We start from the raw sequence: 21,705 nt of genomic DNA, 5'->3' as shown, positions 1-21,705 counted from the left end.
GCAGGCGTTCAGCTCTATCGGAGCCGTAGCCTGGAAAACGGCGTAGCCTTTTCCAGGAATGACATCGTTGTGCGGGGTGCGCCCTCACCCCGACCCTCTCCCGAGGGAGAGGGGGTTAACCGAGCAGGTGTTCAGCCGCCGTGAAACGCTCGACAGCCTGCCGACCTGCCCTCAACTCTCGCTGATCGGCAGCCGGCGGACGAAGGTGCCCACTCGCCAGGCGAAGCGTTCGCCCTGGCACTGCACCAGCAGATTGCGCACCGGATAGGACTGGCCGGCAATGCTGGCCTCGGCTTCTGCCTCGCTGGCGCCGTCGAGGTGGTTGCGGGCCAGCACCTGGTAGCTGCCGGTGGCGCAACGCTCGGCAGCTTCGCCCGCGCAGCCGGACCAGCTGCCGAAGACCCCGTTGCACTGCACCAGATAGGCGGTGCGGCCATCCTGCAGGTAGGCGGTGTGGGAGCTGGCACAGCCGGCCAGCAGGGCAAGCGAGCCGGCGCAGGCCAGCAGGCGGAGGGCGTTGCGAAGGGCGGCGAGGGACATGGGAGTGGCTCCAAACAATATGGAGCCATCGTAAGAAGCCAACGCCCTCGTCCATAAATCGTACCGGCGGATAGCGCTTATCGACGCGGCTGATGGTGCCCCCGACGCCTCCGGTCAGGCGCGGACTTTTGTGATGCTCACCTTAAGGTTCTCGTAAGCGCTCCGGGGAGAGGCTAGCGACACAACCACTACAGCCAAGGCTGCCTCCTCACTGGCCCCCGCGAGCCGCCAGGGCGTCGACAGCCCTTCGAGCAAGGAGATTGGCCATGTCTACCTGGACTTCGACACAGCGCAACGTGGCCTTCGCCACCTTTGCCAGCTGGACGATGGATGCATTTGACTTCTTCATCCTGGTCTTCGTCCTCAGCAACCTGGCGACGTATTTCCACAACTCGGTGACCGATGTCTCCCTGTCGATCATGCTGACCCTGGCGGTGCGTCCGATAGGCGCCCTGATCTTCGGGCGCCTGGCCGAGCGGCATGGGCGCCGGCCGATTTTGATGCTCAACATCGTGCTGTTCTCGGTGTTCGAGCTGCTGTCCGCCTGGTCGCCGACCTTCATGGCGTTCATGGCCTTCCGTCTTCTCTACGGCGTGGCCATGGGCGGGGTCTGGGGCGTGGCTTCGTCGCTGGCGATGGAAACCATCCCTGATCGCGCGCGCGGGCTGATGTCGGGGATCTTCCAGGCCGGCTATCCCTGCGGCTACCTGCTCGCCTCCATCGTCTTCGGCTTGTTCTTCACCACGGTGGGCTGGCGCGGCATGTTCCTGATCGGCGCCCTGCCGGTCCTGCTGCTGCCCTTCATCTACTTCAAGGTGCCGGAGTCGCCGGTGTGGCTGGCCGCACGCGAGCGCAAGGAGAGTACTGCCCTGCTGCCAATCCTGCGCCAGCACTGGAAGATCTGCCTGTACATGGTGCTGCTGATGGCCTGCTTCAATTTCTTCAGCCACGGCACCCAGGACCTCTATCCCACCTTCCTCAAGGTGCAGCACCAGTTCGATGCCCATACCGTGAGTCTGATCGCCATCGGCTACAACATCGCGGCGATGCTCGGCGGCGTGCTCTTCGGTTCGCTGTCGGAACGCATCGGCCGCAAGAAGGCGATCATGCTGGCCGCACTGCTGTCGTTGCCGGTCCTGCCCCTGTGGGCCTTCTCCAGCGGCTCCTGGACGCTGGGCGTCGGCGCCTTCCTGATGCAATTCATGGTGCAGGGCGCCTGGGGCGTGGTGCCCACCTATCTCAACGAACTGGTGCCGGGCAATGTGCGCGCCGTGCTGCCGGGCTTCGTCTACCAGATGGGCAACCTGCTGGCCTCGGTCAACGCTACCCTGCAGGCGCATATCGCGGCGGCCCACGGTGGCAACTATGGCCTGGCCATGGCGCTGGTGGCAGGCACCGTGGCGGTGCTGATCATCCTCTTCGTGGCCTTCGGCAAGGAGACCCGTGGTATGCAGATTTCCGGAGCGGTGACCGAGCAGCGGGCTGGGCTCACGCAGCCGGTTCGCCCATGAATCTGATGATCTCGCCACGCAGCCAGCGCTCGCCCGGGTCCTGGTCCTGGGCCGCGCGCCAGACCAGTGAGAGCTTGGCGGGGACGATGGGAAACGGCGGTTCCTCGATGCGCAGGCCGCCGCCCGCAGCCAGCGCCCGGGCGGCGTAGTCGGGCACCGTGGCGAGCAATTCGCTGCCGGCCAGCAGGGCGCCAAGACCGTTGAAATGGGGCACGCCCAGGGCCACCTTGCGACTGCGGCCGAGCCGCGCCAGATCGTCGTCGATGTTGCCGCAGAGATCGCCGGACATGGACACCAGCACATGGGGCCGCGCGCAGTAGTCGTCCAGGGTCAGGGGCGCGGGATCGCGGTCGGCGCGGACCACCAGGGCGCGGATGTGCCTCAGGGTGCGGCACCTGGCATTGGCCGGCAGCTGGGTGGTGTAGCTGATGCCCAGGGACACCTCGCCACTGGCCAGCAGGCCGGGTAGGAGCAGGAAGTTGGCGTTGCGCACCACCAGCACGCAGTGCGGCGCCACCTCGCGCAGATGGGCCAGCAGCGGCGGCAGCAGACCGCACTCGACATCGTCGGACATGCCCAGGCGAAACACCGCGCGACTGGCGCCGGGGTCGAAGTCGTCGACCTCGCTCAAGGCATTGGACAGGCCGTCCAGCGCCGGGCGCAGCCGTTCGAGAATGGCCAGGGCCCGCGGCGTGGGCTCCATCGCCCGCCCACTGCGTACCAGCAGGGGGTCGTCGAAGAATTGCCGCAGGCGCACCAGGGCGGCACTGATGGCCGGCTGGCCGAGAAAGAGCTTTTCCGCGGTACGGGTGAGGTTGCGCTCGTGCATCAGGCTTTCGAACACCACCAGCAGGTGCAGGTCGATGCGGCGCAGGTCGTTGCGATTCACGGCATCCCTCCGCGAAGGTCAGGCGCCGAGAGGGGCGCCTGACTGTCGTTTACCTTACTTGGCGGCCAGCTTGGCGTAGCTGGTCATCAGGTTGCGGTAGTTGGGGATGTGGTTGGACAGCAGGGCACCCAGGCCCTCGATGTCGTTGCGCCAGTCGCGGTGCAGCTCGCAGGCCACGCTGAACCAGTTCATCAGTTGCACGCCGGCGGCGCTCATGCGCGCCCAGGCAGCCTGCTGCACGGTCTTGTCGAAGGTGCCGGAGGCATCGGTCACCACGAAGACGTCGAAGCCTTCGGCGATCGCCGCCAGGGCCGGGAAGGTCACGCAGACATCGGTCACCACGCCGGCGATGATCAACTGCTTGCGGCCGGTGGCCTTGATGGCGGCGACGAAGTCTTCGTTGTCCCAGGCGTTGATCTGGCCGGGGCGGGCGATGTACGGCGCCTCGGGGAACAGCTCGACCAGCTCGGGCACCAGCGGACCATTGGGGCCCTGCTCGAAGCTGGTGGTGAGGATGGTGGGCAGGCCGAAGAACTTGGCGCAGTTGGCCAGGGCCAGGACGTTGTTCTTGAAGTCGCTGGGGGTGAAATCCTGCACCAGCGAGATCAGACCGGCCTGGTGGTCGATCAGCAGGACGACGGCATCGTTCTTGTCGAGACGGTTGTAGGGCTTGCTCATGGTGGAGTCCTCAGGGAGTGGTTTGGGGGTTGCGGGTGAAGGGCGGCATCAGGCGCCGCCCAGGAGATGGCGAATGGCTACGGGGACGCCGGGCGTCTGGTACTGGCGCGCCGCCGCTTCCAGGCGCTGTTCGCCCTGGGTGACGCGGTGGTGGTGGCGCAGGTGTTCCAGCCAGGATTCGTCGCAGAAGAATTCCTGCCAGAGTCGCGGCTCGGCGCTGTCCTGCAGCAGCGCCCAGGAGAAGGCGCCGTTGCGTCGGCGCATGGCGCCCACCGCCTGCATGGCCTGGCGAAAGGCCGGACCGTGCTCGGGGGCGATGTCGTATTCCAGGGTGACCATCACCGGGCCGCGCTCGCGGTCCAGGGAGTCGTCGAGGATGGGCGCCGGCCAGTGCAGCGAAGGGGCGATATCGGCCGCCGGGGTGACCGGCAGACGCAGGCGCCAGGTCAGTCCGATGCCGGCCAGCAGCACCCCGGCCGCCGCGCTCAGCGCCAGACTCAGAGAGAAGTGACTGGCCAGGGCGCCCCAGAGCAAGCCGCCCAGGGCGCTGGTGCCAAAGAACACCAGGATGTAGACGGCCAGGGCACGGGCACGCACCCAGCCGGGCACGGCGGTCTGGGCCGCCACCTGCAGGCTGGAGCGCACGGCGATCCAGGCCAGGCCGCTGATCAGCATGACCGGCAGCAGCCAGGCGAAGTCGCGGATCCAGGCCAGGCCGAGCAGGACCCCGGCATAGAGCGCACTGGCACCGGCCACCAGCAGGTCGCTGGACAGCCGTTCGCGCAGCCGCGGCAGGAGCATGGCGCCGCCGATGGCACCCAGGCCGACGCATCCGAGCAGGATGCCGAAATCCAGGGCGGTGCCCTGCAGGGCCTGGCGCACCAGTAGGGGCAAGAGGGCCATGCCGGCGCTGGCGCCGAGGAAAAACGCGGCGGTCCGGGCCAGCACCACCTGCAGCTGGAGCGAGCTGCGGGCATAGCGGAGGCCGACCCGGACGGCGCCCAGCAGGCGCTCCGCGGGCAGCACGGCGGCTGCAGGTTGGCGTCGCCAGGTCAGGAGCGCGACGATCACGGCCAGGAAGGAAACGGCATTGAGGGCGAAGGTCAGCCAGGGACCGGCCAGGCTGACCAGCACCCCGGCGAGCGCCGGGCCGAGGGCACGGGCCACGTTCATGCCCAGGCTGGACAGGGCGATGGCCGCGGGCAACTCGCTTTTATCGACCAGCTCGGGGGTCAGCGCCGACGAGGCCGGCAGCATCAGCGCGGTACCCACGCCCATGGCCAGGGTCAGGCCCAGCAGCAGCGGTACGGTCATCCAGCCGGCCAGGGTCAGCCCGGCCAGAGCCAGGGCCACCGCGGCCATCCACAGCTGCACGCCAAGCAGATAGCGGCGCCGGTCGACGATGTCGGCCAGGGCGCCGGCCGGCAGCGCCAGCAGGAACATCGGCAGCGCCCCCGCCACCTGCACCAGGGCCACCGCCAGGGGGCTGGCGGACAGCGAGGTCATCAGCCAGCCGGCGCCCACCTCGTGCATCCAGGTGCCGATGTTGGAGGCGATGCTGGCCAGCCACAGCCAGCGGAAGGTGCGCTGACGCAGCGGCTGCCAGGGCGAGGCGGTGGTGGGAGTCACGGCGGCGGCGGTCATGGCGGACGCTCCTCAGAAGCTGAAGCAGGAGCAGCCGAAGGCGCCCCAGAAGCCACTGAAGTCGCTGACCGGTACCCGGCTCTGGCGCGCCCGCTCATGGCCGTGGCCATGCACGGAACAGGCGCCGGCGCACTGGTGCACGGCGGCCTGCAGAAGCGCGCCGGGCTTCCAGTGGCCGGGCACCTTGACCACCGGCGACCAGTCCGGGGTGACCGGCAAGGGCGGCGGGCCGAGGCGATCGAATTCCTCGGCGCCGTGGACGATACGGCCACCGACCACGGTCAGCACCGACTCCAGGTGCTTGATGGCCTCTTCCTCGACCGTGAAGAAGTCCGCCGAGAGCACCGCCACATCGGCCAGCTGGCCCACCCGCAACTGGCCCTTCTTGCCCTGTTCCGAGGAGAACCAGGCGCTGCCCTGGGTGAACAGCTGCAGGGCGGTAGCCCGCGGCAGGCCCTCCTGATAGAGCGCCAGGCCGCCGACGGTACGGCCGCTGACCAGCCAGTACAGTGAGGTCCAGGGGTTGTAGCTGGAGACGCGGGTGGCATCGGTCCCCGCCCCTACCGGTACGCCTTCGGCGAGCATCCGCTGGATCGGCGGGGTCTGCTCGGCGGCCTGGGCACCATAGCGGTCGACGAAGTATTCGCCCTGGAAGGCCATGCGGTCCTGGATGGCGATGCCGCCGCCGAGGGCCTTGACCCGCTCGATGTTGCGCGGACTGATGGTCTCGGCGTGGTCGAAGAACCAGGGCAGCCCGTTGAAGGGCACGTCGCGATTGACCCGCTCGAAGACGTCGAGCATGCGCGCGATGGATTCGTCGTAGGTGGCGTGCAAGCGGAACGGCCAGCGCTGCTCCACCAGATGACGCACCACCGGTTCCAGATCGGCCTCCATGGTGGGCGGCAGGTCCGGGCGCGGTTCGAGGAAGTCCTCGAAGTCGGCCGCGGAGAAGGCCAGCATCTCGCCGGCGCCGTTGTGGCGGAGGAAGTCGGTGCCCTGGTGCAGGGTGACGCTGCTGGTCCAGTTCCTGAAGTCGGTCAGCTCTTCCTTGGGCCGCTGGGTGAAGAGGTTGTAGGCGATGCGCACGGTGAGCTGGTCGGCATCGGCCAGTTCCTGGATCACCTGGTAGTCGTCCGGGTAGTTCTGGAAGCCGCCGCCGGCGTCGATGGCGCTGGTCAGGCCCAGGCGATTGAGCTCGTGCATGAACTGGCGGGTGGAGTTGACCTGGTATTCCAGCGGCAGCTTGGGCCCCTTGGCCAGGGTGGCGTAGAGGATCATGGCGTTGGGCCGGGCGATGAGCATGCCGGTGGGCTCGCCGCGGGCATCGCGCTGGATCTCGCCACCTGGCGGATTGGGCGTGTCCCTGGTGTAGCCCACGACACGCAGGGCGGCGCGGTTGAGCAACGCCCGGTCGTAGAGATGGAGGATGAACACCGGGGTGTCCGGCGCCGCCTGGTTGAGTTCGTCCATGGTCGGCAGCCGGCGCTCGGCGAACTGGAATTCGTTCCAGCCGCCCACCACCCTCACCCACTGGGGCGCCGGGGTGCGCTCGGCCTGGTCCTTGAGCAGGCGCAGGGCATCGGCCAGCGAGGGCACGCCCTCCCAGCGCAGTTCCAGGTTGTAGTTGAGGCCACCGCGGATCAGGTGCAGGTGGGAGTCGTTGAGGCCCGGGATGGCGCGGCGCCCGCGCAGGTCGACCACCTGGGTGCCCGGGCCGCGATGGGCCATGACGTCGCTGTCGCTGCCCACGGCAAGAAAGACGCCGTCCCTGATGGCGACCGCGGTCGCCTCGGGGCGCTCGGGATCGACGGTGTGGAGCTTGCCGTTGTGCAGAATCAGATCGGCGTGTCGCATGTGGCCTCCGGGACCAGAATCAGAAGTCCGGGCGCGAGGCGCCCGGGAAGGCTCAGCGGGCGACGAAGGCCAGCAGGTCGCGGTTCAGCTGCTCGGCGTGAGTCACCGCGAAGCCGTGGGGGGCGCCGGCGTACACCTTGAGCTCGGCGCCACGGATCAGCTCGACGGCCAGCTTGCCGGTGGTCGCGAAGGGCACCACCTGGTCGGCGTCGCCGTGGATCACCAGGGTCGGCACGTCGATCCTGGCCATGTCCGGCCGGAAGTCGGTCTCGGAGAAGGCGGTGACGCAATCCAGGGTGCCTTTCAGCGAAGCCAGCAGGGCGATGTTGAGGGTCTGGGTGAAGACGCCCGCGGAGACCGTCTGGCCCTGGTTGGTGCCATAGAACACCGGGGCGAAGTCGGCCAGGAACTGGGCGCGGTCCTTCAGCAGACCGCCGCGGATACCGTCGAAGACGCCCTGGTCGACGCCCTGGGGGAAGTCCGGCTGCTGCCCGAACAGCGGGGTGACGGCGCCGAGCAGCGCCAGCTTGGCGACGCGCGCCGAACCGTGGCGTGCCAGGTAGCGGCTGACATCGCCACCGCCCATGGAAAAGCCCACCAGGGTGACGTCGCGCAGATCCAGGTGCTCGATCAGCTCCTTGATGTCATCGGCGAAGGTGTCGTAGTCATAGCCCTTCCACGGCTGGCCGGAGCGCCCGAAACCGCGGCGGTCGAAAGCGATGGCGCGATAGCCGTGGCTGGCCAGATGGTGCATCTGGTAGTCCCACATGTCGGCGTCCAGCGGCCAGCCGCGGCTGAACAGCACGGGCTTGCCGGTGTCCCAGTCCTTGAAATAGATCTCGACGCCGTCGCGGGTGGTGAAGGTGCTCATGGTTGCTCGCCTCTGTGGGTGGAAGGAGTGGGAAAGGCGCCCGAGCGGGCGTTGAGCCAGGGCGCGCACAGGCGGCTCACCCTCGGCATGATCAGAAACACCACCAGCGGCACGATGCACAGGGTGATCAGCAGGTTGCTCGGCACAGTGCCGGCCAGCAGCGGATAGCGCGTGAACAGCGGCTGCCACAGTGGTGGGATTAGCATCGTCAGGGGCGCGATGACCAGGTAGGTCAGCACCGTCTGCTTCCAGGCCGGCGGCGGGCGCACGCCGGGGCGCGGCGGGTTGAACCAGAATTCGGCGTCGGCATGCACCTCGGGGGCATCGGCCTCGCGCAGCAGCGGCGCCACCTCGGCGATCAGCGCCTGGCGTTCGGGCGAGGCCAGCCAGGCCTGGAGCTGGTCGACGTCGGCGAAGCGCACCAGGGTGGTGAAGGCGGCGCCCTCCTCCGCCGGCGGGATGACATCCACGCCCAGGTGGCCGCAGGCCGCGCGGGCAGCGGTGACGGCGCGCTGCAGCCAGCGCTGGTAGGCATCCTGCTGGTCGGCCAGGGGCTGGTGGCGGATCACCAGGGTGACGATGCGGCTGTGGGCCTGCTGCAGATCCTGCCCGCGTGCGGCACTCATGACAGCGCCCTCACGAAACCACCCAGGGTGGCTTGACGCCTGGCCAGCCGCGCCTCCAGCGAATAGCGACCCGGCCCGGTGAGCGCCAGGGTGCCGAACAGCACCAGCAGCAGCCAGCCGAACTGGCCTTCTTCCAGGGACCACTGCGGATGCACCACCAGCAGCGCGATCAGCAGCACGCCGAGGATCGGCAGGCAGGCCAGGCGCGTCGCCCAGCCCAGGGCGATCAACAGCGGGCAGACGACCTCGGCGAAGACCGCGAAACCCAGGGTCGGCCAGGCACCCAGGTGCAGCGGGTCCTCGATCAGGCCGAGTTGCTGGCGGAAATGCAGCGCCTTGGGCAGGCCATGCACCGCCAGGAGCAGTCCGGCGCCACCCAGGCGCAGGAACAGGAGTCCCAGATCCAGTCGCAAGCGTTCCATGGCCCAGCCTCCCGCGGAAAGAATCGGCTGCGAGAAGACCCCGCGCCGTCGATGGAGCGGACTTTCACCCGGACGACGCTGGGCGGCCTTGGACGTCTGTGCTGGTTTTTGTACGCCTGTGCTGTGGCGTGCAGGTGAAAGGATTCAGGTCACAGTACGGGTCAGTACGCCAGAAATAGTCAACTTTTGAGAGACTATGAAACGCGGAACGGCTACTTAATCGAATTCAGGGTGGACAGTAACCTGGCCCCATCGCATCCACACCGGATGCCGGACCTCACCAAGGACAGTCAACGATGAACACCCAAGCCCTCACCGCCACCACCGGCCGCCTGCTGCTCGCCAGCCTCTTTCTGTTCAGCGGCGTGGGCAAACTGCTCGCCCCGGCGGCCACCAAGGGCTACATCGCCGCCACGGGCCTGCCCTTCCCGAACCTTGCCTACCTCGGCGCCCTGGCGGTGGAGCTGGGACTCGCCAGCCTGCTGCTGATCGGCTATCGCACCCGTCCGGTGGCCCTGGCCATGGCCGCCTTCACCCTGGTCACCGCCCTGGTGTTCCACCACAACTTCGCCGACCAGAACCAGCTGATCCACTTCCTCAAGAATGTCGCCATCGCCGGTGGCCTGCTGCAGGTGGCGGCCTTCGGCGCCGGAGCCCTGAGCCTGGATGGCCGGCGGCCGGCGCGGTCGGCCCGCCTCGCCTGATCGCCCTCGCTCGATGCGCCCGCCCAATCCTTGCGTTCAGGCGGGCGCCGTCACATCCAGCATCCTGGCGCAGGCCTCGCGCACCAGCTCGAGAAACAGGCGCAGCCGCGCCGGGTAGACGCGGGCATAGGGATAAATGAGGTAGAGCGGCAGGGGCGCCGCCTGCCATTCGGGGAGCAGATGGACCAAGCGCCCCGCGGCGACGTCCTCGCGCACCATCCAGTGCGACAGTGCCGCGCAGCCCAGGCCGCGCACCGCGGCATGCCGGGCGACAAAGAGGCTCTCGGTGGCCAGCCGTGGCCGCAAGGGGACCAGCCGGCTTTCGCCAATGGCGCCCAGCTGCAGGCGCAGTTCGGTCTGGTAGAACTGGGTCATGGCGATCCAGGGCAGCGCCGTCAGCTCCTCGGGTGCCTGCAGGGTGCCTGCCAGCTCCGGCGCCGCCACCAGGATGCGCTGGACGTCGCCCAGGCGCACCGCCACGGTGTCCGGATCCTCCACCACCCCCACCCGGATGGCGCAGTCGACGCCATCGGCGACGAAATTCGGCGGCCGGTCGCTGAGCACCCAGTCCACCTGCATCCCCGGATAGCGCCGCAGATAGGTCTCCAGCGGATCGAGCAACTGCTCCTGGCCGAAGGCATGGGGCATCACCACCCGCAGCCGTCCCTCGGGCTCGGCATGGGCGCCGCGCAGGGCGGCGGCGAAGGCCTGCCAGTCGCCGAGCAGTTGCTGGGCCTGGCGATAGCAGCGCTGGCCATCCTCGGTCAGGCGCAGGGCGTGGGTCGAGCGCTGCACCAGGCGCACCTGCAGCGCGGCCTCCAGCGCCTGCAGACGCCGACTGACGGTGGGCTGGGTGGTGCCGAGCTGGCGTGCAGCCGCCGACAGGCTGCCAGCCTCGACGATGCGCACGAAGGTTTCCAGCAGATCGAGACGGTCATGGGTAAAGGTGGTGTTCATACGGCCTACGTATACCCCCTGTACCCGGCGTTCGGCTACAGATGGCGACAGCTCTGGTGAAGAATGCGTTCATCGTCTTCCCACCGGATGAACCGCCATGACCGACATTCCACTCCCGCATAGCCACACCTCACCTCAAGCTGCCAGCCTGTCTCCTGCCCTGCTCGGCCTGCTGGCCACCGGCGCCGGCCTGAGCGTGGCCAACCTCTATTACAGCCAGCCGCTGCTCGGCATTCTCGCAGGCGCCCTGCCAGCACCTGCCGCCGACGTGGGACTGATCCCTACCCTCACCCAGCTCGGCTATGCCCTGGGGCTGCTGCTGCTGGCGCCCCTGGGTGATCGCTTCGATCGCCGCCGCATCATCCTGGCCAAGCTGGCCGTGCTCCTGCTGGCATTGCTGGGCGCCAGCCTGGCGCCGGGGCTGCACGGGCTGCTGGTGGCCAGTCTGGTGACCGGGCTCGCCGCCACCGTGGCCCAGGACCTGGTACCGGCCGCCGCGACCCTGGCGCCGCCGGCCGCGCGCGGGCGCATCGTCGGCACGGTGATGACCGGCCTGCTGCTGGGCATCCTACTGTCCCGGGTGGTCAGCGGCCTGGTGGGCGAGTGGTTCGGCTGGCGGGCGGTCTATCTACTCGCCGCCTTGAGCATCGCCGCCATCGGCGTGGCGGTGTGGCGCGGCCTGCCGGCCTTCGCCGCCACCACCCGACTCAGCTATCCAGCACTGCTCGGCTCTCTGGGCGCGCTCTGGCGCCGGCATGCCGCACTGCGCCGGGCGACCCTGGCGCAAGGGCTGCTGTCGGTGGGCTTCAGTGCCTTCTGGTCGACCCTCGCCCTCTATCTGCACGCCGGGCCCTTCCAGCTGGGCAGCGCCGCCGCCGGCGCCTTCGGCCTGGCCGGTGCCGCCGGCGCCCTGGCCGCGCCCTGGGCCGGCCGCCTGGCGGATCGCCATGGCTCAGAGTGGGTGACGCGCCTGGGCATCGGCCTGGCGGCCCTGGCCTTCGCCAGCCTGCTCCTGCTGCCCTGGCTGCCGGGCGTGGCCGGTCTGGTCCTGCTGGCGCTGGCGACGGTGATCTTCGACCTGGGCGTCCAGGCCACCCTGATCGCCCACCAGGCCCAGGTCTACGGCCTGGAACCCGAGGCGCGCAGCCGGCTCAACGCGGTGCTCTTCACCGGCATGTTCATCGGCATGGCCAGCGGCGCGGCCCTGGGCAGTCTGCTGCTGGCCCGGCTGGGCTGGAGCGGCGTCGCCGGCCTGGCGCTGGCGACCGCTTTGCTGGCGCTGACCGTCAGGCTCTGGCCAGCCGGTCAGCGCCGGGTTCGATGAGCGCGGCGCCGCAGGTGACGCCGGCCAGCCAAGGCCATCGTCAACCAGAACAGGACGACCATTCTCCTTCCAGCTCGTTAATCAAACCCGGACGCCACAGTAGGATGACTTCCATGGCGTCGGAACAGACCGCGCCCCACTCAGACAAGGAGCCTCATCATGCTGGCCATTCGTAAAGCTTCCGATCGCGGCGCCGCCAACCACGGCTGGCTCAAGTCCTTTCACACCTTTTCCTTCGCCAGCTATCGCAATCCGGCGGAGCAGGGCTTCTCCGACCTGCTGGTGATCAACGACGACACCGTGATCGGAGGCCAGGGCTTCGGCGAGCATCCGCACCGCGACATGGAGATCTTCTCCTATGTGCTCGAAGGCGCCCTGGAGCACCAGGACAGCCTGGGCACCGGCTCGGTGATCCGCCCCGGTGACGTCCAGCTGATGAGCGCCGGCAGCGGCGTCAGCCACAGCGAGTACAACCACTCGAAGCACGAGAGCGTGCACTTCCTGCAGATCTGGATCGTGCCCAACGTGCGCCGCGCCGAACCGCGCTACCAGCAGCAGCACTTCAGCGCCGCGGCCAAGCGTGGCCGCCTGGCCCTGATCATCTCGCCGGACGGCGCCGCAGGTTCGCTGGAAGTGCGCCAGGACGCCCGGGTCTACGCCGGTCTGTTCGACGGCAGCGAAGGTGCCAGCCTGCAACTGGCCCCCGAGCGCCATGCCTATGTGCACGTCGCCCGCGGCAGCCTGGAGCTGAACGGCGTCCTGCTGCAGGCCGGTGACGGCGCCAGGCTGCGCGGCGAGCGTGAGCTGCAGCTGGCCCACGGCACCGACGCCGAGGTGCTGGTGTTTGATCTGCGGCCCAATGAACTGCCGCAAATGCCCTGACTACGATTTGCTCGCGAAATCGTAGGCCCCGTTTGCGCTAGGAGGCCGCTCAATCGGCCTCCCCTTGCCGAGAACGCGCCATGAGCACCCAAGCCCTGACCTCCCTGGTGGCCGGTAACGCCACCCTCTGGCTGACGCTGAACGTCTTCGGCGAACAGCTGGGCCTGCCGGTACCGGCCTATCCGTCGCTGGTGGTGATGGGCGCCGCGGCCGATGAAGCCGAATTGCTCCTGGCGCTGCTGGCTACCGTGGCGGTCACCGGCCTGGCCGATCTGCTCTGGTACTGGGCCGGCCGGCGACATGGTGCCTGGCTGCTGCGCCATCTGCCGGGCCACGTCCCGGCCGCCACCCGCCTGCCCGGTCTGCTGCTGGTGGCCAAGTTCGTCCCCGGCGCCGCAGCCCTCGCCACCCTCAGCGCCGGTGCCAGTGCCATGCCCCTGCGGCGCTTCCTGGCCTACGACCTAAGCGGTGCCACCCTGTGGATCGGCTCCGGCCTGGCCCTGGGAAAGCTGTTCGAAGAACACATCCTGACCCTGCTCGACAGACTCCAGGCCTATGGCCCGGCGCCCCTGCTGCTCGCCGGACTGCTCGGCCTCGCCCTGGTGGGGTGGCACCTGCTGGCCCGGCGACACCCTCGGCCAGCGCCGGCGCGACAGTATTGCGCCTAGCGCGTTGCCGCCTTAACGCTAATTAACGATAGGCAACTCGCACGTCAGACAACTAGAGGGAATCATTCTCATCCAGGCGGTCGCGCCACGCGGCTGGTTTGATAGGGAGAGCGCCATGTCCATGACCGTCGATAGCACCCTGGCTCTATCCAGTACCCGACTGATCGGTTTGGCCGCCTGGCAGGAACGGCTGGCCAAGGAGGTCCTGTTGCAGCATCTGGAGCGCGGTATCAGCGTCAGCCAGGTCGCCTCCGTCTGCGGCCTGTCGCGCAGTCACTTCACCCGCCAGTTCAAGCTCAGTGCCGGACTCGCTCCACTGGAATGGTTGCGGCAGCAGCGCATCCACCGCGCCCGGCAATTACTCGCCGAGCGCGAATTGCCCCTGGCGGCGATCGCCCTGGAATGCGGCTTCTTCGATCAGGCGCATCTGAGCCGGGTACTCACCCGCGCCATCGGGATCCCGCCGCTGGCCTGGCAGCAGCAGGCCCTGGAGCGGCGATTGCTGGCGGAACTGCCGCAGATGCAGCCGCAACATGGCGAGCAGGCGGTAGCCTAGCGTCGCCCCGCTGCCTTCCACCAGGATCAGCGACTTGTCCACCAGTTGCCCCAGCAGGGGGATGAAGTGCGCCTCCTCCAGCCCGCGCTGCGCCGCCAGCGCCAGGGCCTCGCTGCGACTGAAGCGCTCGCCGGCCTCGGCCAGGGTCGCCAGCACCGCGAATTCCGACTCGCCCAGGCTGTGCAGACTCCAGTCCAGCATGGCGCCGAGACTGCGTTGCCGCTGCGCGGCGGTCCGCCGCCCCTGGACACTGAGGTAGTAACCGCCTTCGAGTTGCGCCAGCACTCCGTTCAGGCCCTGGGCCGCCACCTGCTCGGCGAGGATTTCCAGCGCCAGGGGCACGCCCTCGCTGCGCCGACAGATCTCGCCGACCAGTTGCACGTCGGCCGGCTGCAGTCGCAGCCCCGGCAGCCGCGCCCGGGCGCGCCGGACGAACAACCGGAAGGCCGGTTCGCGCATGGCCTCGCGCAGGTGGCGCGAGGATGGATTCGCGATCGGCAACGGTGCCAGGCGCAACACGGCCTCTCCCCCCACCCGCAGGGCCTCGCGACTGGTGACCAGCACCCTGAGCTGCGGACAGCCTTGCAGCAGATTTTCCACCAGCCAGGCCGCCGGTTCGACCAGCCGCTCGGCATTGTCCAGCACCAGCAGCAGGCGGCGCGTGGCCAGGGCTTCCTGCAGCGCCGGCAGACCGCTGCCGCTGGCGAGGCCCAGGTCGCTGGCGAGGCGCTCCACCAGCGCCATCATGTGGCCCAGTGCGGCGAGATCGAGACTCTGCATCCCGTCGGCAAAGTCTTCCGCCAGCACGGGCAGCAGATGCTGGACCAGCAGCGACTTGCCGACACCGCCGGTGCCCACCACCGACACCAGGCGGCGCTGGGCTAGCAACCGGCGCAGTTCGACCAGGCTGGTGTCGCGACCTTCCAGGGGCGTCAGCGGCGGTGACGTCTCGACCAGGGGTATCAGGTCGCCTTCGCCCAGGCGCTCCACCGGCGGCGCGAAGCCGTAGCCGCGCTGGTGAACGCTGAGAATGGGATCGTCGGCGCTGTAGGGCCGCAGCACCCGGCGCAGGGCCGAGATATGCACCCGCAGATTGATGTCCTCGACGACGCTCCCGGGCCAGACCCGGGCCATCAGGGTCTGCTTGGCGACCAGCTCGCCAGGGTGTTCCAGCAGCACCCGCAGGAGGTCCAGCGCCCGCCCGCCCAGGGGCAGCGCGCGCTCGCCATCTAGCAACAGGCGCCGTCGCGCATCCAGGACCAGGCCGCAGAAGCGGAAGGCACTGGCGTCTTCCAGGGACTTGAGCTCTTGCATGACCATGCCGCGCCACGCCGCCATGGGTCGCCGGGGGTACTCCGTCCCGGCGCCCACGGGCGTCGGCGCCTCTCCTTAGCCGATAGGTAGGACCATTCTGGCCGCTACCCAGGCCAGTTGTATGACGATCTACGGCCAGAAGCTGCCATCGATGGACGTGATACCGCCATCAGCCGCCGATTTCAGCTGAATTGATAGCGGTACTGCGCCGGGGTCAGGCCCAGATGACCTTGGAAGGCGGCTCGCATGCAGCGGTCGCTGGCGAAGCCGCTGCGAAAGGCCACCGTCTTCAGCGGCAGCTCGGAGGTCTCCAGCAATCCACGGGCGTGATCGATGCGCGCCCGCAGGACGAACTCCAGGGGCGTCATGCCGGTGTCGCGCTTGAACACCCGGGCGAAGTTGCGGGTGCCCATGGTCGCCAGCTCGGCGAGCCGGCTGATCGAATAGGCCTGGTCGATGTTCGCCACGACATGCTGCTGCACCCGGGTGATGGCGGTGGTCGCCTCGGGCTCGTCGAACAGCGGACTGAACTGGGCCTGCTTGCCCTGCCGCTGGGTCACCACCACCAGCACCTTGGCCACCTCCCGGGCAATGGCCTTGCCATGATCCTCGGCCACCAGCGCCAGCGCCAGGTCGATGCCGGCGGTGACCCCGGCCGAGCTCAGCAGCGGACCATCGCTCAGGTAGATGTCGTCGGCGGTCACCTGGGCACGGGGAAAGCGCCGCGCCAGGCGCTCGCGATAATTCCAGTGGGTGGTCACCCGCCGGCCATCGAGCAGGCCGGCACTGCCGAGCAGGAAGGTTCCGGTGCAGACCGCCCCGTAGCGCGCGCACTGCGCAGGCACCTGGCGCAGCCAGGCCGCGACGTCCGGATGGGGCTCCAGATAGGCCCCCGGCCCACCGGGCACCAGCAGCAGGTCATAGGCCCCGGGCGGCTGCTGGATGGTGAGCTCCGTGCGTATCGTCATGCCATTGGAACAACGCAGGGTCCGCCGCCGCCCGGCGGCGATGGTCACGATGCGATAGTGCTCAGCCGCGGGCAGATAGCGACTGGCAATGGAAAACACCTCCACCGGCCCGGCGAAATCCAGCATCAGCACCTCGGGGACCAGCAGGAAAGCCACTGTCCTCGTCATGGCGATACATCCTTATCCGTGTAGCAGTTGGTCCTTGAACGCTGGGGCGTCCGGGTGAATGCAGGGATGAGGATAAGGATCTGTCCCCTGAGGACAAGCAGTGGCAAAGGGCCATCCACCTGCCTTTTGCCTTGAGCGATCAGGGCTCGAAGCGCCCAGGGGCTCTGGGTCGGGATTCCTGGCGTGCCGGATGCGGATACCGCCGCTTCGCCTGCCGCTACCCCCGCCGCAACCTGATCAGGGTGATCTCGCTCGGCGCGCCGAATCGCAGCGGCGGGCCCCAGTAGCCGGTGCCGCGGCTGATGTAGACGGTCAACCGATCCAGGCGGTGGATGCCGGCGACCCAGGGTTGCTGCAGGCGCACGAAGTGCATCCAGGGCCAGAACTGGCCGCCGTGGGTGTGGCCGGAGAGTTGCAGGTCGGCGCCGGCGGCGGCGGCCTTGGGCGCCGAGCGCGGCTGGTGGGCCAGCAGCAGGCGGAACAGCCCTTGCGGGGCGTTGGCGAAGGCGGCCGCGGCGTCGCTGCGGTGGCTGGGCACATAGAGCGGCGCCGAGTAGTCGGTGATGCCGCCGAGCACGAAGGGCGTGCCCTGATGCTGTAGCACCCGATGTTCGTCGAGCAGCACGGTCAGGCCCTGCTCGCGCCAGGTGCGTACCCAGGCTTCGGCGCCGGAATAGTATTCGTGATTGCCGGTGATGGCGTAGGTGCCCAGGCGCGCCTTGAGTTGTTGCAGCGGCAGGAATTCCTGGTGCAGTTCGGCCACCTTGCCGTCCACCAGGTCACCGGTGATGGCCACCAGGTCGGCGTCCAGGCCGTTGACTCGCTCGACGATACGCTGCAGATAGCCGGCCTTGATGGTCGGGCCGATGTGCAGGTCGCTGAGCTGGACGATGCGCAGTCCTTCCAGGCCAGCGGGGAGCGTCGGCAAGGCTAGCTCCACTTCCTTGACCTTGGCGGTACGGCGGGCGTTGTAGACGCTGCGCAGCGCCACCAGCAGCACCAGCCCCAGCACCACCCAGGCGCTGCCGGCGCGCCAGACGGCGTCCAGCGGGTGGCCGACCAGGCTGGCGAGCGCCACCACCAGCCCGCGCAGCAGACTGAACACCGCCAGGCTGGAAAACACGCCCATGGCGATCAGCGCCGCCCAGGCCAGCAGGCGCGAGTTCATGTCCCGCGAGCGAAAGCCTAGGGGCACCAGCACGAAGGACAGGATCAGCAGGGCCCAGAACGGCAACTGGGCGACAGGCGACAGCCCGAGGTCACCGATGACGCTGAGGCCGATGAACAGGTGCAGGGCGAACAGGACCAGGTACATCATGGCGCGGGAGCGGAACATGGAGGGCCTTGAGGCAGGAAGAAGGCCTTACCTTAGCACCCTGCAGGGCGCCTCTCGGAGCCCCGGGTTGTTTCCGGCTACAACGATTCAGCCGGTATTCAGCGCCGCTCCGCCTCGTCGGCCTGGGCCGCCTGGTCCGCTCGCCGGCCCAGGTAGAAGCCGAGCCAGGCCCAGAGCGCCGCGCAACCGGCGCCCACCAGCGCCGGCAGCCAGGCGCCATGGCCAAGCAGGTCCAGCAGACTCTTGGCCCAGCCACTGGCGGCGTCACCGGCGCGATAGACCACGGTGTCGATGAAGTTCTTGGCCTTGTACTGGGTCTCGGCGTCCAGCGGCGCGAAGAGCATCTCGCGGCCCGGGCGGATGAAGGCGTATTCGCCGATCCGCCTGACGATCATCAGCCCCGCCAGCATGGCGAAGGTGGGCAGCAGCGCCAGCCCCAGGAAGCCGATGCACATCAGCAGCGGCACCCCGGCCAGCAGCACCCGCACGCCGAGGCGCTGGGCCAGGCGGCCGGTGATCAGCACCTGGCTGGCCAAGGCGCCGGCCTGGACCACGAAGTCCAGCAGGCCGAACACCTGCACCTGGCGGGCGCGATCGGGAAACAGCTCGGCTACCAGGCGCGCCTGTTCGAAGTAGAGAAAGGTGCTGACCGTGGCCAGCAGGATGACGAAGGCGCTCACCGCCAGCAGATAGGGGGAGGCCAGCACCCGGGTCAGGCCGCTGAAGGGATTGCCGGCGACCGGGCGCCGCGGGCTTTCGGTCGGTGGCGCCCCTGGCCGCCCGGCGCCCCGGGTCTCGCGCCAGCCCATCAGGTAGGCCTTGAGCGTCAGCGCCAGAAGCAGCAGCGCGGCGGCCAGCAGCGCCAGGCCCGCCTCGCCGACCAGAGGCGCCAGGGCGGCGGCCAGTACCGGCCCGAGCAGCCCGCCGACGCTGGCCCCGGCGGCGATGAAGGCGAACAGCCGCCGCGCCTGGGCACCGTCGAAGACATCAGCCATCAGACTCCAGGCCACCGAGACCACGAAGAGGTTGTAGACCGAGATCCAGACATAGAAGGTGCGCGCCAGCCAGACGCTATCGCCCAGGCTGGCGAAGCAGGCGGCGAAGGCCAGCAGGTTGAAGGCGAAGAAGCCGTAGACCCAGTCGACGAAGCGAATCCGCGCCACCCGCGAGTTGAGCCAGGCGAACAGCGGCACGGCGAGCAGCATCACCAGAAAGGTGGCGGTGAACAGCCACTGCAGATTCTCCACGCCACCGGCGATGCCCATGGCCTCGCGGATCGGGCGCAGCATGAAGTAGCCGGCGAACAGGCAGAGAAACAGCGCAAAGCCGGCCAGGGCCGCGGACGACTCGCCGGCGCGGGCGTCGAGGACGCGACCGAGCCAGTCCTTCATCTAGGCGAACAGCCCGGCGATGGCCTCGCGCTGGCGCGCATCGGGCAGCCGTCCGCGCCCGGCCTGGAGGTTGTCGATCATATAGCGCGGATTGCTGGTGGCCGGGATCACAGCCGTCACCGCCGGGTCGGCGAGGATGAACTTGAGCAGCAGTTGCGCCCAACTGGTCGCGCCCAGTTCGGCGGCCAGGGGCGGCAACGGCTTGCCACGGGTGCCGGAGAGCAGATTGCCGCGCTGGAACGGCCGGTTGATCAGCACGGCGATGCCCTGGTCACGGCAATAGGGCAGCAGGCGCTTTTCGGCTTCGCGCTCGCCCACCGAATAGTTGAACTGCACGAAGTCGACCTTCTCCTTTTGCAGCGTGGCCAGCAGATCGTCCAGCGCCGCTTCGCGGTAGTGGGTGACGCCGACATAGCGCACCTTGCCGGCCTGCTGCTGTTCGCGCAGCAGGGCCAGTTGGTTGGCGGTGTCCTGCAGGTTGTGCACCTGGGCCAGGTCCAGGCGCTCGCTCTGCAGGGCCTTGAAGCTGGCGGCCAGTTGCGCCGCGCCGCGCTCGCGCCCGGTGGAGGAAATCTTGGTGGCGAGAAAGACCTTGTCTCGGGCCTTGGCCCGCCTGACCAGCTCGCCGGCCACCCGCTCGGAATTGCCATAGCTGGGCGCGGTGTCGATGAGGGTGCCGCCGCCGTCGAGCAACGCCTTGAGCACCTCTTGCAGCGGCGCCAGGGCGGCGTCGTTCAGCTCGACATCGAGATTGCCCGAGGTGCCCAGGCCGATGACGGGCAGGGCTTCGCCGCTACGCGGGATCTTGCGGGTCAGCAACGGCTCGGCGGCCTGGGCGCTCTGCCACAGCCAGGGCGCGGCGGTGACCGCGGCGGCCAGGGCGGTGGTGGTCTGCAGGAAATGGCGACGGGTCGGCATGGCGGGCCTCGCGACGATCAGGATTCGGAAGGATGACCCTTGAGTTAAGCGGTTCTTCCAGCCGACCGCCCACCGGGCTCATTGCCGCATGTTGCGGGGGGAGGCCTTTGTAGGTGGGCTGAGCGCAGCGAAGCCCGACAGTGGGACATCCCCCGTTGGGCTTCGACGATGAAGCCGTCTCAACCCAACCTACGTGGCTAGCTCCCGTAGCGTAGACAACGGCGCAGCCTTGTCCACCGGTTAGCTCTGACTGCCCAGTGGAAAACGCTGCGCGGTTTTCCACGCTACGGGTTGGCGGCATCCTGGCCCGCAAGAATCCCGTGATCTGCCGGCGGCAGCGTGCCGTCGCCACCCAGGTAGCGGTCGTAGAAATCCCGCACCGTGACGTTCTTGTGCTTGGCCTCGAACATGATGTCGAAGCGGTCGAGAAACTGGCAGGCGTAGCGGTTGCACCAGTCGTTCCACATCATGTCGCTGTGGGCATAGAGCAGCCGCTTGCTGATCTGCTGCAGCAGGAACTTGATGTCGATCCGCTCGCTGGGCGAGACGCCCATTTCGATCAGGGCTTCCGGCGGCTGGGAGTAGTGCATGGCCGGACGCACCCCGCGCCAGCTGTCGATGATCCTCGCCACCCGTGGCTCCCAGGGATCGATGTAGGCCTCTTCATGGATCCAGCAGTGGTGGATGTCCAGCACCACCGGGGCGAGATCGGCCAGTTGCAGGCAGTCGTCGACGCCGTAGGTCTTTTCATCGTTCTCGAAGGTGATGCAGTTGCGCGCCTCGCTCGACAGACGCGGCCAGATCGCGCGAATGCCGGGCACGCCCAGGCGGCCGGCGATGTGCACATTGCACTTGAAGTCCTGGAATTTCTGGCCGTAGCCCATCAGGCGGATCATGTCGGCGTGGTATTCGAATTCCTTTAGGCTGTTCTCCACCACCTCGGGGCGATCCGAGCCCAGCACGCAGAATTGCCCGGGGTGCAGCGACAGCCGCACATCGCGGCGGCGCGCCAGTTCGCCCAGCCGGCCGAAGCGATCCTCCAGCAGCGCCTGGAGCTCCTGGGAACGATAGAAATAGGCGAATTCGGCATGGCTGTAGAAGGGCAGCAGATCGCTGCTCAGGCGTAGCATCCGCAGATTGTCCGGCAGGTCGGCGACATGCTCGACGAATCTCAGCTGGGCATCGAGATTGTGGGTGACCACGTCCAGCAACTTGGCCTCGGCGGCGGCGCGTTCGACGCTGCCGAGCCAGCGCAGGGTGGTGGTGCGGGTATTGAAGGCCCGCTCGACCTGCTCCAGTGCCTTGAGCGACAGACTGCGCTCGGGATGACGGTACATGCAGGCAAAGCCGATTCGATACATGGGACGCTCGGGACAGGGACTATGGGCTTTAGTCCGCGCGGCGCCGCCTGGGTGCGGGTGGGGTGATGGGTGGAGGGGCTTGGGGTTTGGCGTCCGGGTTTGCCCTCACCCCGGCCCTCTCCC

The 21,705-nt window shown here is 68.5% G+C and carries 20 protein-coding genes and 1 pseudogene; 6 read left to right on the top strand and 15 right to left on the bottom strand.

The features are described from left to right. Positions 1–171: 171 nt before the first annotated feature. A complete protein-coding gene (locus GSQ95_RS11910) occupies positions 172–540 on the bottom strand; it encodes a hypothetical protein (protein ID WP_158894815.1) in 369 nt (122 codons plus the stop codon). Between the two features lie 266 nt (positions 541–806). Between GSQ95_RS11910 and GSQ95_RS11905 the strand changes: the two genes are divergently transcribed. Next, positions 807–2,051 carry an MFS transporter gene (locus GSQ95_RS11905; RefSeq protein WP_158894812.1) on the top strand — a complete coding sequence of 415 codons (1,245 nt, stop codon included), beginning with the start codon at positions 807–809 and terminating at the stop codon, positions 2,049–2,051. Here the strand turns inward: GSQ95_RS11905 and GSQ95_RS11900 are convergent. From GSQ95_RS11900 to GSQ95_RS11870, 7 genes are read right to left on the bottom strand one after another with little or no spacing between them, the layout of a single operon-like run. Continuing rightward, positions 2,029–2,940 (bottom strand): LysR substrate-binding domain-containing protein, encoded by a 912-nt coding sequence (locus tag GSQ95_RS11900; RefSeq protein ID WP_158894809.1) that lies wholly within the window; start codon positions 2,938–2,940, stop codon positions 2,029–2,031. The genes GSQ95_RS11905 and GSQ95_RS11900 overlap by 23 nt on opposite strands. A 54-nt stretch (positions 2,941–2,994) precedes the next feature. Then, a complete protein-coding gene (gene ycaC / locus GSQ95_RS11895; RefSeq protein ID WP_158894806.1) occupies positions 2,995–3,618 on the bottom strand; it encodes an isochorismate family cysteine hydrolase YcaC in 624 nt (207 codons plus the stop codon). 48 nt (positions 3,619–3,666) lie between these two features. Beyond that, positions 3,667–5,262 carry an MFS transporter gene (locus GSQ95_RS11890; RefSeq protein WP_158894804.1) on the bottom strand — a complete coding sequence of 532 codons (1,596 nt, stop codon included), beginning with the start codon at positions 5,260–5,262 and terminating at the stop codon, positions 3,667–3,669. 12 nt (positions 5,263–5,274) lie between these two features. Further along, complete coding sequence (locus GSQ95_RS11885) at positions 5,275–7,116, bottom strand: amidohydrolase (RefSeq protein ID WP_158894801.1); 1,842 nt, start codon at positions 7,114–7,116, stop codon at positions 5,275–5,277. Between the two features lie 52 nt (positions 7,117–7,168). Beyond that, positions 7,169–7,987: an alpha/beta fold hydrolase gene (locus GSQ95_RS11880; RefSeq protein ID WP_158894798.1), complete on the bottom strand. Its 819-nt coding sequence runs from the start codon at positions 7,985–7,987 to the stop codon at positions 7,169–7,171. After that, positions 7,984–8,613: an antibiotic biosynthesis monooxygenase gene (locus tag GSQ95_RS11875; RefSeq protein WP_158894795.1), complete on the bottom strand. Its 630-nt coding sequence runs from the start codon at positions 8,611–8,613 to the stop codon at positions 7,984–7,986. Before GSQ95_RS11875 ends, GSQ95_RS11880 begins: the two co-directional genes overlap by 4 nt. Continuing rightward, entirely contained in the window at positions 8,610–9,035 is a 426-nt protein-coding gene (locus GSQ95_RS11870; protein WP_158894791.1) for a DoxX family protein, read from the bottom strand. Before GSQ95_RS11870 ends, GSQ95_RS11875 begins: the two co-directional genes overlap by 4 nt. Positions 9,036–9,331: 296 nt before the next feature. Between GSQ95_RS11870 and GSQ95_RS11865 the strand changes: the two genes are divergently transcribed. After that, a complete protein-coding gene (locus GSQ95_RS11865; RefSeq protein WP_158894788.1) occupies positions 9,332–9,739 on the top strand; it encodes a DoxX family protein in 408 nt (135 codons plus the stop codon). 36 nt (positions 9,740–9,775) lie between these two features. Here the strand turns inward: GSQ95_RS11865 and GSQ95_RS11860 are convergent, their stop codons facing one another. Then, complete coding sequence (locus GSQ95_RS11860; protein ID WP_158894785.1) at positions 9,776–10,696, bottom strand: LysR family transcriptional regulator; 921 nt, start codon at positions 10,694–10,696, stop codon at positions 9,776–9,778. A 97-nt stretch (positions 10,697–10,793) separates the two neighbouring features. Between GSQ95_RS11860 and GSQ95_RS11855 the strand changes: the two genes are divergently transcribed. The 4 genes from GSQ95_RS11855 to GSQ95_RS11840 all read left to right on the top strand — a co-directional run bounded on the left by GSQ95_RS11855 (position 10,794) and on the right by GSQ95_RS11840 (position 14,126). Continuing rightward, the gene (locus GSQ95_RS11855; RefSeq protein ID WP_158894782.1) at positions 10,794–12,020 is read left to right on the top strand and encodes an MFS transporter; all 1,227 of its coding nucleotides are present in this window, start codon (positions 10,794–10,796) and stop codon (positions 12,018–12,020) included. Positions 12,021–12,179: 159 nt separating this feature from the next. After that, on the top strand, positions 12,180–12,902 hold the full coding sequence (locus GSQ95_RS11850; protein ID WP_158894779.1) for a pirin family protein: 723 nt from the start codon (positions 12,180–12,182) through the stop codon (positions 12,900–12,902). An 80-nt stretch (positions 12,903–12,982) separates the two neighbouring features. Further along, the gene (locus tag GSQ95_RS11845) at positions 12,983–13,570 is read left to right on the top strand and encodes a DedA family protein (RefSeq protein WP_158894776.1); all 588 of its coding nucleotides are present in this window, start codon (positions 12,983–12,985) and stop codon (positions 13,568–13,570) included. A gap of 115 nt (positions 13,571–13,685) precedes the next feature. Beyond that, entirely contained in the window at positions 13,686–14,126 is a 441-nt protein-coding gene (locus tag GSQ95_RS11840; RefSeq protein ID WP_158894774.1) for a helix-turn-helix domain-containing protein, read from the top strand. Positions 14,127–14,747: 621 nt separating this feature from the next. On the opposite strand, the pseudogene GSQ95_RS27150 reads toward GSQ95_RS11840, so the two are convergent. The 6 genes and pseudogenes from GSQ95_RS27150 to uvsE all read right to left on the bottom strand — a co-directional run. Beyond that, positions 14,748–15,440: pseudogene (locus GSQ95_RS27150) on the bottom strand (transcriptional regulator); the annotation flags it as partial. 182 nt (positions 15,441–15,622) lie between these two features. After that, the gene (locus GSQ95_RS11830) at positions 15,623–16,576 is read right to left on the bottom strand and encodes a GlxA family transcriptional regulator (protein WP_178118449.1); all 954 of its coding nucleotides are present in this window, start codon (positions 16,574–16,576) and stop codon (positions 15,623–15,625) included. 217 nt (positions 16,577–16,793) lie between these two features. After that, positions 16,794–17,912 (bottom strand): metallophosphoesterase, encoded by a 1,119-nt coding sequence (locus tag GSQ95_RS11825; RefSeq protein WP_158894769.1) that lies wholly within the window; start codon positions 17,910–17,912, stop codon positions 16,794–16,796. Between the two features lie 98 nt (positions 17,913–18,010). Beyond that, a complete protein-coding gene (locus GSQ95_RS11820; RefSeq protein WP_158894766.1) occupies positions 18,011–19,303 on the bottom strand; it encodes an NTP/NDP exchange transporter in 1,293 nt (430 codons plus the stop codon). Next, positions 19,304–20,221: an aldo/keto reductase gene (locus GSQ95_RS11815; protein ID WP_158894763.1), complete on the bottom strand. Its 918-nt coding sequence runs from the start codon at positions 20,219–20,221 to the stop codon at positions 19,304–19,306. It lies immediately after the preceding gene. A 284-nt stretch (positions 20,222–20,505) separates the two neighbouring features. Beyond that, positions 20,506–21,582: a UV DNA damage repair endonuclease UvsE gene (gene uvsE / locus GSQ95_RS11810; RefSeq protein ID WP_158894760.1), complete on the bottom strand. Its 1,077-nt coding sequence runs from the start codon at positions 21,580–21,582 to the stop codon at positions 20,506–20,508. Between the last annotated feature and the right edge of the window lie 123 nt (positions 21,583–21,705).

The sequence above is a fragment of the Pseudomonas sp. BAV 4579 genome (assembly GCF_009765395.1).
In the GTDB taxonomy this organism is placed as follows: Bacteria; Pseudomonadota; Gammaproteobacteria; order Pseudomonadales; family Pseudomonadaceae; genus Chryseomonas; species Chryseomonas aestiva.
Note: the sequence above shows the minus strand (reverse complement) of the source record. Positions and strands in the feature narration are given on the sequence as shown.